General features: G+C 60.2%; 11 protein-coding genes. 3 read left to right on the forward strand and 8 right to left on the reverse strand.

Features of this window, described 5'->3' with window-relative positions; all coding sequences use genetic code 11:
- Positions 1-62 precede the first annotated feature (62 nt).
- The 5 genes from D8U73_RS06790 to D8U73_RS06810 all read right to left on the reverse strand — a co-directional run bounded on the left by D8U73_RS06790 (position 63) and on the right by D8U73_RS06810 (position 4,032).
- Positions 63-560 carry a GNAT family N-acetyltransferase gene (locus tag D8U73_RS06790; protein WP_130904023.1) on the reverse strand — a complete coding sequence of 166 codons (498 nt, stop codon included), beginning with the start codon at positions 558-560 and terminating at the stop codon, positions 63-65.
- 2 nt (positions 561-562) lie between these two features.
- Positions 563-1,201, reverse strand: a complete 639-nt coding sequence (locus tag D8U73_RS06795; protein ID WP_056855239.1) for a LysE family translocator — start codon at positions 1,199-1,201, stop codon at positions 563-565.
- A 24-nt stretch (positions 1,202-1,225) separates the two neighbouring features.
- Complete coding sequence (locus D8U73_RS06800) at positions 1,226-1,639, reverse strand: NUDIX domain-containing protein (protein ID WP_130904024.1); 414 nt, start codon at positions 1,637-1,639, stop codon at positions 1,226-1,228.
- A 69-nt stretch (positions 1,640-1,708) separates the two neighbouring features.
- Complete coding sequence (locus D8U73_RS06805; RefSeq protein WP_130904025.1) at positions 1,709-3,034, reverse strand: APC family permease; 1,326 nt, start codon at positions 3,032-3,034, stop codon at positions 1,709-1,711.
- A 176-nt stretch (positions 3,035-3,210) separates the two neighbouring features.
- On the reverse strand, positions 3,211-4,032 hold the full coding sequence (locus D8U73_RS06810) for a carbon-nitrogen hydrolase family protein (RefSeq protein WP_130904026.1): 822 nt from the start codon (positions 4,030-4,032) through the stop codon (positions 3,211-3,213).
- 126 nt (positions 4,033-4,158) lie between these two features.
- Here D8U73_RS06810 and D8U73_RS06815 point away from each other — a divergent pair, with 126 nt between their 5' ends.
- On the forward strand, positions 4,159-4,959 hold the full coding sequence (locus D8U73_RS06815; protein ID WP_056855235.1) for a LuxR C-terminal-related transcriptional regulator: 801 nt from the start codon (positions 4,159-4,161) through the stop codon (positions 4,957-4,959).
- 203 nt (positions 4,960-5,162) lie between these two features.
- Complete coding sequence (locus D8U73_RS06820; protein ID WP_130904027.1) at positions 5,163-6,782, forward strand: FMN-binding glutamate synthase family protein; 1,620 nt, start codon at positions 5,163-5,165, stop codon at positions 6,780-6,782.
- A 35-nt stretch (positions 6,783-6,817) separates the two neighbouring features.
- On the opposite strand, the gene D8U73_RS06825 is transcribed toward D8U73_RS06820, so the two are convergent.
- The 3 genes from D8U73_RS06825 to D8U73_RS06835 all read right to left on the reverse strand — a co-directional run bounded on the left by D8U73_RS06825 (position 6,818) and on the right by D8U73_RS06835 (position 9,695).
- On the reverse strand, positions 6,818-8,284 hold the full coding sequence (locus D8U73_RS06825; RefSeq protein ID WP_241668498.1) for a glycosyltransferase family 39 protein: 1,467 nt from the start codon (positions 8,282-8,284) through the stop codon (positions 6,818-6,820).
- A 74-nt stretch (positions 8,285-8,358) separates the two neighbouring features.
- Positions 8,359-9,324 carry a glycosyltransferase family 2 protein gene (locus tag D8U73_RS06830; RefSeq protein WP_130904029.1) on the reverse strand — a complete coding sequence of 322 codons (966 nt, stop codon included), beginning with the start codon at positions 9,322-9,324 and terminating at the stop codon, positions 8,359-8,361.
- Positions 9,321-9,695 (reverse strand): GtrA family protein, encoded by a 375-nt coding sequence (locus tag D8U73_RS06835; RefSeq protein WP_130904030.1) that lies wholly within the window; start codon positions 9,693-9,695, stop codon positions 9,321-9,323. The genes D8U73_RS06830 and D8U73_RS06835 overlap by 4 nt, the downstream gene beginning before the upstream one ends.
- 252 nt (positions 9,696-9,947) lie before the next feature.
- Between D8U73_RS06835 and D8U73_RS06840 the strand changes: the two genes are divergently transcribed.
- On the forward strand, positions 9,948-11,087 hold the full coding sequence (locus tag D8U73_RS06840) for an OpgC domain-containing protein (protein ID WP_130904031.1): 1,140 nt from the start codon (positions 9,948-9,950) through the stop codon (positions 11,085-11,087).
- Positions 11,088-11,192: the final 105 nt, after the last annotated feature.

Below are 11,192 nucleotides of genomic sequence, written 5' to 3' on the forward strand. Positions count from 1 at the left end.
AACGCGGAGCGTCCGTTGAGGCGTTACCACGCAGAGCGTGGGAACGATCATTCGCAGAGCTTTCAGATTTCGCGCCACATATGGATCTTGTCGAAGTACTCCTCGCCGACCCGCACAGCCATTGGCTCAAGGCCGAACTGGATGAAGCCGCAGCGTTGGTACAAATTGAACGCCGCCTCGTTGCCGGCCGTGACCGTCAGTTTGATCAGCCTGAGTTCGCGATGGCATCGCCCCTCGGCCAGAACCGCCTCCACCAATTGCATGCCGAGCCCTCGCCGGCGCACATTGGCGGACACGTACATGCCAAACAGCGTCGCCTTGTGCCGGGCCTTTTCCCGTGGTTCGAACGCCAGCCCGACAATGCCCGCCAACTTGCCCTCTTCGAACGCCCCCAGCACCACATCGAGCTTGCTGGTCAGACGCGATTCCCACCAGCTCAATGGCATCGCCGCACGTTCGCGTACGCTTGAAGTGAAGGCTTGCGGATGCAGGTCATAGGCTTCGAGCATCAACGCCCGATAGTCCAGTGCGTGGCTGGTATCCAGCCGTTCGATCCACATGTTCAGGCCATCCGCTTTTGCTCAAGTATCAAGCGCAGCGCCAGTGCCGACAGCACGAAGCCCATGAAGTAACGTTGCATCGCCAGCCATGTCGGGTTGTTGACAAACCACGAGGCAATGCCCGCCGCGAACACGGCGATCATCAGGTTGACGCAGAAACTGACGCTGATCTGGGTCAGGCCCAGGACGATGCTTTGGGTGAACACAGAACCGTGTTCCGGGGTGATGAACTGAGGAAAAACCGACAGATAAAAAACCGCGATCTTCGGATTCAGCGCGCTGGTCAGAAACCCCATGGTGATCAGTTTGCGCGCAGAGTCCGGCGGCAACTGCCGGGCCTCGAACGGCGAGCGCGCACCGGGTTTGACCGCCTGCCAGGCCAGCCATAACAGGTACAGCGCGCCGGCCCACTTCAGCACTTCATAAGCCATCGGCACCGCGAGGAACACGGCGGTCAGACCGGCCGCCGCCGCAAACAGATGGACGAAAAAACCCGCGACCACGCCGAGCAACGACGTCACCCCCGCCGCGCGTCCCTGGCAGATCGAGCGGGAGATCAGATAGATCATGTTGGGCCCCGGCGTCAGCACCATCAACAGAGCGGCGGCGGCAAAGATCAGCAAGTCCTGAAGCGGGATCATGGGCGAAGTCCTTTGCGTAAATGATCAGGCGATCGCGGTCAGCGAAGCTCGATAAAACGGCAGGATCAGGTCCCGTGTCAATGGCGCCAGGATGACATCGCCGTCGGTGGCCGGATCGATCCAGAGCACTTCTTCGATCTCGGCCGCCGGGGTGACCTCTGCATCGATGGTCAGCAGAAATATCTCAGCCTTTACGACACATCCCGGTTCATTGGCGGCAGGCGCCGAGAACTGCCCGAGGAACGTGGCGTGCGCCGGATCGATGAGCAGACCCAGTTCTTCTTCCAGTTCACGGGCCAGCGCGTTGACGGGTTGCTCTTGGGCTTCGATCTTGCCCCCCGGTTGCATGAACGCCTGGGTACCGCGCTTGCGCACCAGAAGGGTTCGACCGTCGGGACCGATCAGCAGGGCGGCGGCGATGTGGATAAGTGTCGACATGAACAAAAGGCCTTTGACTCAAAAACGGCAAGGATCACATGTCCGCCATTCGTGAGCAAAGGCCTCGCCTTATGCGGCTTCCTGGAAATCCATCTCCGGCGGCTGTCGACGGAACCCACCGGTCAGTACCGCCAGGTACACCACACCGATCGCCAGCCAGCTCAGCCCCAGGTAGATGGCGAGGTGATCGAGGCTGACCATCAGCCACAAATCCGCTGCCAGGCCGATGAACGGGAACAGCAGGAACAACACGAATTGGCGCAGGCCTTTTTTCTCGCCGCCGATCCAGTAATGGAAAATCACCGACAGGTTTACCAGGCTGAACGCCAGGAATGCGCCGAAGTTGATGAAGGAAGTCGAGGTGGTAACGTCCAGCTTCAATGCCAGCAAAGCCACCACTGCGCAGAGCAGGATGCTGTTGATCGGTGTGCCGAAGCGCTGGTGCAAGGTGCCGAAAAACGACTTGGGCAACACGCCGTCACGGCCCATGGCATACAGCAGGCGCGAACCACTGGCTTGCGCCGACAGGCCCGAGGCGAACTGGCCGACGATCAGGCCGATCAGGAAGATCGACACGAACAGGTCGCCGCCGATATTGCGGGCGATCTCGTAGGCAGCCGAGTCGACACTGTTGAACTGGAACGACGGATGGGCGATCTGCACGAAGTACGACACGCCGACGAAAATCAGGCCGCCGATCAGGGTGATCAGCATGATTGCCCGCGGGATGGTGCGGCGTGGGTCACGGGTTTCTTCGGTCAGGGTGCTGACCGCGTCGAAACCGAGGAACGAATAACAGGCGATGGCCGCGCCACTCATGATCAACGGCATTTGCATGTCGCCATTGAAGAACGGCTTGATCGACCACAACGGTGTGCTCGCATCGCCACCGACGTAGTGCACACACAGTGCGACGAAAGCGATCAGCACCAGAAACTGCACCAGCATCAGCAAGGCGTTAATGCCGTTGGCCAGCTTCAGGCCGACGATGTTGATGGCGCTGGTGATGCCGATGAATGCAAGCACCCAGAGCCACTGCGGCACCGCCGGGAACGCGGAATTGAGGTAGGCCGCGCCGATCAGCCAGATCGCCATCGGCAAGAACAGATAATCGAGCAGCACCGCCCAACCGGCGATGAACCCGAGTTTCGGGCTGATGGCCTTGCGCACATAGCTGTAGGCCGAGCCAGCCACCGGGAACGCCGAGGCCATGCGCCCGTAGCTCATGGCGGTGAAAAACATCGCCACCAGCGCCGCGAGGTACGCGGCCGGTACCATGCCGGCGGTGGATTGAGCGAGGATGCCAAAGGTGCCGAGCACAATGATCGGCGTCATGTAGGCGATGCCAAACAGCACCACCGACCCTAATGACAGGGTGCGTTGCAAACGAGCCATGAGCGACTACTCCGGAATTTTATTGGATTTATGGCAGAGCCGAATTCGGCGCAATGATCGTTCCCACGCTCCGCGTGGGAATGCAGCCCGGGACGCTCCGCGCGCCCTTCACAGCCGAACGCGGAGCGTCCGTTGATGCATTCCCACGCAGAGCGTGGGAACGATCGGGTTAACGGTTATTGAGAAGGAATCAGCAGCTCGCGCAATCCGCAAGCATGCTCGACCATTTCCCCCGGCAACTTCAGCCGCTGATCATCCAGGTAGCGGTAATCCTGCCGCGCCGCCGTCAAGCGGTTCAGGTCCAGCTCAACCGCAAACTGCCCTTCCTCACGGCCAGCTTCGAACAACAGCGTGCCCAGGGGATCGACCAGCGCGCTGCCACCGGCGAACAGCAAGCCGCCATCGCCCTCTTCCACACGGTTGACCATCAGCGCGAACGCCTGGTTTTCCTGGGCGCGAGCCATGATGGCGGTGCGGTGCGTCGGGCCGTAGGGGTCCATGTTGCCGTTGGTCACCAGCAGCAACTCGGCACCGAGTTGCGCCAGGGCGCGGGCGCTTTCAGGGAACTCAATGTCGTAGCAAATCAGCAGGCCAACGCGCACACCGTTCCACAGGCAAGTGGCGTAGCGGTCGCCGGCCTCGAACACGCCGCGATCCGACGCCCACAGGTGCGTCTTGCGGTACTTCAAGGCAATGCCTTCGGGGGTGATCAGCAGCGTGGTGTTGTAGAAACGACCGTTGTCGCGCTCGGCGGTACCGACGACCACAGCAATATTGCGTTCACGGGCGGCGGCGACAATGGCGCTGACGGTGGGGCCGTCCAAGGGTTCGGCAACTTGAGCCACGGACTCGGCCGATGGAAAGCCCATCAAGTGGCTTTCAGGGAACATGATCAGTTGCGTGTCGGCGGCACAGGCGTTGATTGCCGTCAGGGCGCGTTCGAGGTTGTAAGCCGTGTCGTTGTCACGGCCCGCCAGTTGGGCGAGTTCGACCTTCATGGGTAGTCCTTGTTCTAAGGCCGGGCTGGGAGAAAGATTGCCCGGTCGCTGTCTGTGCGCCAGTATGCGCAGCAAGCGAGCGGCCGGGAAATCACGCCGCTGGGGTAACACGATAGGGGTAGATGCATGGCACTCTCGTTGGACGACATCGCCTGGCACCGCTCGGTGGGGCAATTGATCGACGCCCTGGACAAGCCCAATTTCTGGACGCAGCTGGTCCGCTTGCTGGATCAGTACGTGCCCTGCGACAGCTGGGTCGCGCTGCTGTTCAGCGCCGACCGGCATCCACAAGTGTTCGCCGAATCGCCGGGTGTCGATGGTGGCCCCGACCCGTTGTTCCAGGATTACCTGCGCGGTTTGTACCTGCTCGATCCGTTCTACATCGCCTGCCGCGAACAATCGCGCACCGGTTTGTATCGCCTGTCGGAAGTGGCGCCGGAGCATTTCGAACTCACCGAGTACTATCAACGATACTTTCGTGTGAATGTCGTGGCCGACGAAATACAGTTTAATTGCCAGCTCGAAGGCGACCGCACGCTGTGCCTGTCACTGGGCAGCCAGCAACGTTTCAGCGCCGGACAGATTGCCTTGCTGTCGTTGATCCAGCCGTGGGTGCTCGGGTTGTTGCGTCAGCGCCTGCCCTACGAGATCAACGAAACGGTGGCTCTCGCCCCGACGCCGGTACAGGGCGATTGGCGGGTGCAGCTCGAAGCGTCGGTGCAGCAACTCAAGGGCGCGCAACTGACCGCCCGGGAGCTGGATGTCGGACGCTTGATGCTCAGTGGCTGCTCCAGCAAGGAAATCGCGCGCAAACTGGAAATTTCCATCGAGACCGTGAAAGTCCATAAGAAACACATGTACAGCAAGCTGGGGATCAAGTCCCAGTCCGAGCTGTTTTCGATTTTTCTCCAGGCACAAAATGCCTGATAACCCCTGCATTGCAGGACACCTGTGGCGAGGGAGCTTGCTCCCGCTGGACCGCGAAGCGGTCCCAAAACCAACACCGCAATCAGTCAGACAAAATCCATCAACAGGTTTTGCGGCTGCTGCGCAACCGAGCGGGAGCGAGCTCCCTCGCCACAAATGCGCTGTTGCCACCGAATAATTGAGTCCGAACCCAAGGAAACCGTATGAGCCTGTCACTCCTGAGCCGCTACGCCTTCTTTGCCGTCTGCGTGATCTTCACCCTCGCCAGCCTGCCTTTCCTCGAACACGACTGGCTCTGGCCGATCACTGCGGTCACGGGCGTGCTCAGCCTGATCGGCCTGTTCGACCTGCTGCAAAGCCCCCATGCAGTGCGCCGCAATTACCCGATCCTCGGCAATATCCGCTATCTGGTCGAAGGCATTCGCCCGGAAATCCGCCAGTACCTGCTCGAATCCGACAGCGATGCCCTGCCCTTCTCCCGCGCCCAGCGTTCGCTGGTCTATTCCCGGGCCAAGGACGAAAGCGCCGACAAACCGTTCGGCACCCTGATCGACGTCTATCAATCGGGCTTCGAGTTCATCGGCCACTCCATGCGCCCGGCACCGTTGAGCGACCCGAGCGGTTTTCGCGTGACCGTCGGCGGCCCGCAGTGCACCCAGCCGTATTCCGCGTCGGTGTTCAACATCTCGGCCATGAGTTTCGGTTCGCTCAGCGCCAACGCCATCCGTGCGTTGAACCAGGGCGCCAAACTCGGCAACTTCGCCCATGACACCGGTGAAGGCAGCATCAGCCCCTATCATCGCGAACACGGCGGCGACCTGACCTGGGAACTGGGCAGCGGCTACTTCGGTTGCCGCACCAGCGACGGCCGCTTCGACCCGCAACGCTTCGCCGCACAGGCGCAAACACCGCAAGTACGGATGATCGAAATCAAGATGAGCCAGGGCGCCAAACCCGGTCACGGCGGAATCTTGCCCAAGCACAAGGTCACCCGGGAAATCGCCGAGACCCGCGGCATCCTGATGGGTGAAGACTGCATCTCGCCGTCTCGCCACAGTGCGTTTTCCACGCCGATCGAATTGATGCATTTCATCCAGCAATTGCGTGAGCTGTCCGGCGGCAAACCGGTGGGCTTCAAGTTCTGCCTGGGGCATCCGTGGGAGTTCATGGGTATTGCCAAGGCGATGCTGGAAACCGGCATTCTCCCGGACTTCATCGTCGTCGATGGCAAGGAAGGCGGCACCGGCGCGGCGCCCGTGGAATTCACCGATCACATCGGCGTGCCGATGCGTGAAGGTCTGCTGTTCGTACACAACACGCTGGTCGGCCTGAATCTGCGGGACAAGATCAAACTCGGCGCCAGCGGCAAGATCGTCAGCGCTTTCGACATCGCCAGCGTGTTGGCCATCGGTGCCGACTGGGCCAACTCGGCACGCGGTTTCATGTTCGCCATCGGCTGCATCCAGTCGCAAAGCTGCCATACCAACAAATGCCCAACCGGTGTCGCGACTCAGGACGCCCTGCGTCAGCGCGCGCTGGTGGTGCCGGACAAGGCCCAGCGCGTCTACAACTTCCACCGCAACACCCTCAAGGGCCTGGCCGAAATGCTCGCTGCGGCCGGTCTCGAACATCCGTCGCAATTGTCGGCCAAGCACCTGGTGCGGCGCATGTCGGCGACCGAAATCAAGTTGTTCTCGCAACTGCATGTGTTCCTCAAACCCGGTGAGTTGCTGACCGGCGAAGTGAATGGCGAGTTCTATTCGCGGATGTGGCAGATGGCGCGGGCGGACAGTTTCGAGCCCAATGAGATTGCGGCGGCCTGACGCCGATAGTGCGGCGCTGAAGATTTGGGATGACTTCAGCGTCCGCCGTCCAGAATGAACAGGTGAGCTTCGGCTTCATTCCCTTTGACCGTCAGCGTCTGCTTCCAGTCCTTGGGGAATGTCACTACGTCCTCGGGCCTGGGCTTGCCCGTCACCCACCAGATTCTTTTGGCGACGGGTTTCAAGGTCGATACATTGCTGAAAAAAATCCAGTCCAGACGCTGCGGAATGAGGCGCCAGCCGCCATAGTCGTAAGGCCCCTGCGGCGTCCCGTCCGGCGAACGGGAGATGTAGAGCCTTGGCTGGATACCTGTGGCGTTGTAGTAAGTGAAAGGCAGATACCAGAACAGACCATCGACCACGATCTCATCGCCCGCCTGGGCCTGGCGATTGATGCCCTCTGCCACCGAATCCAGCCAGGCCAACTTGCGAACGTCGGTACCATTCAAACCGTCCTCCTGTGCATAGACCTTCAGTGCGCCATGCACCTCGGCGGCTAGAAACAGACTCAGACAGAGGTAAGCCATCAGCGGCCGCTGTTTTGCCAGTCCATCCAGGGCGAGCGCCGCAAGCAGAGGCAAGCCGAGTGCGGCAAACACCAGGTAACGCGTGACGAACACCGGAATGATCAAGGACACCAGAAAAACCGCGATGGCCGGCACAAAGAAATAAGCCATCAACAGGAACGTCGAGCGACGATCAGCACGCCCGTACCGCAATGCCAGGACACAACAGGCGAGCATCAATGCCGTGATCAGCAGCGCCCACCACAACCCGCCACCGGTCGCCGACACCATCATGATGCAGCGCGAAACAAGCCCCGGCAGCATCTCCCAGGTTGTGGGTGCCACCCACTCGAGCCCATCCATACGTCTGAGCTGATCAATGAGATTGGGCAACCAGGGCAGGTAGAGCGCGACTATCGCGACATTGGCCATCAGCCATTTTCGAATGGGCAACGCCGCCGGCTCACCATCCCCAAATCCCGACCAGTACAGCCAATGTACTAACACACACAGCGCGGCAAAGTAGTGGGTGTAAAACGCCGCAGCCATCAGCAGGACATAGGCAATCGCGTAGAGCCGCGCTTGCGGCTGCCGGCTCCAGCACACCAAAGCGACCGTCGCCGCCATCAGCCAAAAGCCGAGCAAGGTGTACATGCGCACTTCCTGGCTATAGCGAAGCGAGAGCGGCAACAGCACCAGCATCAGTCCGGCAAAGATCGTCGCTCTGCGCGTCGCGACGAGGCTCATCAGTTTGAGGCAAAGCATCAGCGCCCCCACGTCCGCCACCGCACTCAGCCCGCGCAAGGAAATCACGCTGTGACCAAACAACAGCACCCAGTAATGCAGAATCACATAATAGAGCGGCGGGTGAACGTCACGGGCCGTTGCGGCCCAGATCAGCGCCGGCGAGCGCTCACTCAGCAACACACTAAAGGCTTCGTCATACCAGATCACCGGAACAGACATCCCGTGGAACCTGAGCAACAGCGCCAGCATAACCAACGCCATCAATCCCGTACGGTACAGCCGCTGCTGGCTCACAGGCATCTCAGCCACCTGCGTTATCGTGCTCACAGGCTTTTGGTCATCGCGGGTTTTTCTGTCGTCTTGTGGGTACTTTTTACGATGTCCTTGATGACATACCGCGGCCGATGCTTGGCCTCGATGTAGATCCGCCCGATGTACTCGCCGAGGATGCCGATGCCGATCAGTTGCACGCCTCCAAGGAACAGAATGGCGGTCATCAAAGAGGGGTAACCGGGGACGCTGTTGCCGTAGACAATCTTGTCCAGCACCATGTACACCGCGTACAGCACAGCGAACAATGACACAAGACCACCGACATAGGTCCAGAGCCGCAACGGCACGGTGCTGAACGACGTGACCCCTTCCAGCGCCAGGTTCCACAGTTTCCAGCCATTGAATTTACTGTTGCCCGCTACTCGCGGGGCGCGCTCGTAGCTGACTACAACGGTGTTGAAGCCGGCCCAGGACAGCACGCCTTTCATGAACAATTGATGCTCGGGCAACGCGCGAATCACATCGACCACCTTGCGGTCCATGAGGCGGAAATCTCCGACGTTCTCTTCGATGCGCGTGTACGAAATGCGATTCAACAGGTGGTAGAACAGCGACGCACTGTGCCGCTTCAGGTAGCTGTCAGACCGTCGATCGCGACGCTTGGCCAACACCACATCGGCGCCTTTTTGCCATCGTTCGATGAGCAACGGGATCACGCTGATCGGGTCCTGCAGGTCGACGTCCATCGGGATCACCGCATCACCGGTGGCATGCTCCAGTCCGGCGAACAGTGCCGGCTCCTTGCCGAAGTTGCGGGAGAAATTGATCAGCATCACCTGATCATCCGACTCTGCCAGGGCTGCGGCCTGCTCAGCAGTGCGGTCGGAACTGCCATCGTTGATGAAGACGATTTCGACGTCGATATCGCCCAGTCTCAATTCACGGCGCACCGCCTGATAAAACAGGTTGATCGACTGCTCTTCGTTGAACACCGGGACGATCAGCGAGACCTTCATACGCCACGCTCGCTGAACACCACGTACTTGGAAAACAGGAAACCGAGCACCAGGCTCAACGCGGAAAACAGCGCCACGGTCAGCAAACCATGCAGTCGCCACACATCACCGGCATGACCGACGCCGTAACTCAACGCGCCCATCGCTGCCATGAACAGCAGATAACCGCCAACCGACAGCTTGCTGTCAAAGGTGTAGAGCCCATTCATGTAAAAGGAAAACGAGGCGGCCACGCAAAACGCCACCAGATTGCTGACCGCCTGGCTGAACCCGGCAGCCACGCTGAGCAGGAAAAAGATCTGCCAGTGAATCAGGGTGTTGGCGACCCCGATCACCGTGTAGCTGGAAAACCCACGCCACAGACGTCTCATGCTGACGATCCTTTGCTGGAACCCGTTGCGACTCATATGTATTGGAGCTTGTCTACTGTCAGAATTCGCAGGTTGTCGCACCTTTCAGACCAGCGGTTACCCCCTCGGCCCCGGCCAGGAGACATTCCGAAATACCCCGACTTTGCAATTGAGGGCGAATCAGTCCACCCTGCGCGCCGCCGATGAGCGGCAGTTAAACTCTGTCGCCCCGACCACTCCTTTGTTCAACACCCCGTTTACGAGCCTGCCGTCATGACGTTAGTGCGCGATCACCGGATCGACTTTTTTCGCGGTCTGGCACTGATCTTCATCTTTTGGGATCACGTGCCCCACAACCCTTTGGGTCAAATTACCCTGCGCAACTTCGGCTTCAGCGATGCCGCCGAGGTCTTCGTGTTTCTCGCTGGTTACGCGGCGGTGCTGGCCTACGGCAAAATCCTGGCGCGCGAAGGCTTTTTGATTGCCTGCGTGAAAATCCTGCGCCGTGCCTGGGTGCTGTACGTGGTGCATATTTTTTTGCTGGCGATGCTGATGGGCATCGTGTTCTTCGCCAACAGCCACGTGGAAACCCGCGACCTGGTCGAAGAAATGGGCATGCACCACTTCATCAGCGACCCGCAGCAGGCCCTGATCGATGAACTGCTGTTGCGCTTCAAACCGAACCTGATGGACCCGTTGCCGCTGTACATTGTGCTGCTGGCGGGTTTGCCACTGGTCCTGCCGATACTGGTGCGCAAGACCTGGGTGGTGGTGGCGATGTCAGTCGCGTTGTACCTGATGGTGCCGTTGGCAGACTGGAACCTGGCTGCCATCAAGGATGGGGTGTGGTACTTCAACCCTGTTGCCTGGCAATTGCTGTTTGTCCTCGGTGGCGCCGCGGCCATTCACTCCCAACGCCAGCGCGAGCCCGACAGCCGACCGCTGTGGCGCCAGCCGGTGTTCATGAGCGCGGCGCTGTACGTAATGGCCGCCGGGGTGCTGACCGTCCTGTGGCGCTGGCCGTACCTCCACGACGCCTTGCTGCCGTCGAGCTTGAGCAATCTGCTGTACCCGATCAGCAAGACCAACCTGTCGCCCCAGCGTTTGGTGCACTTCCTGGCGCTGGCGTATGTCACCGCGAAACTGCTGCCCGACACGGGATGGACGCAAAACTGGCTGGCGCAGCAAAGCTGTCGCATGGGCCGTTTTTCATTGGAGATTTTCTGCCTGGGCGTATTGCTCGCGCCGCTGGCGGACATGATCAATGCGCTGACGGACGACGCGTTCGCCATGCAGATTTTCACCGCGCTGGCGGGTGCCGGGTTGATGGCTTTGCTGGCGGTTTGGCTGGAGTTCAACAAACGGCTGAATCAGACGCTTGCTCCCGCTGGGCTGCGCAGCAGTCCCCTTTAGGGCCGCTTCGCAGCCCAGCGGGACGGTGCGGCGATCCGACGAGCTCCCTAGCCAAAGGTTTGCAGATGCCCCGACGCGAGTCGGCTTTACCCACCTGAGCTGAAT

The organism is Pseudomonas sp. Sample_22, assembly GCF_004307635.1.
GTDB lineage: Bacteria > Pseudomonadota > Gammaproteobacteria > Pseudomonadales > Pseudomonadaceae > Aquipseudomonas.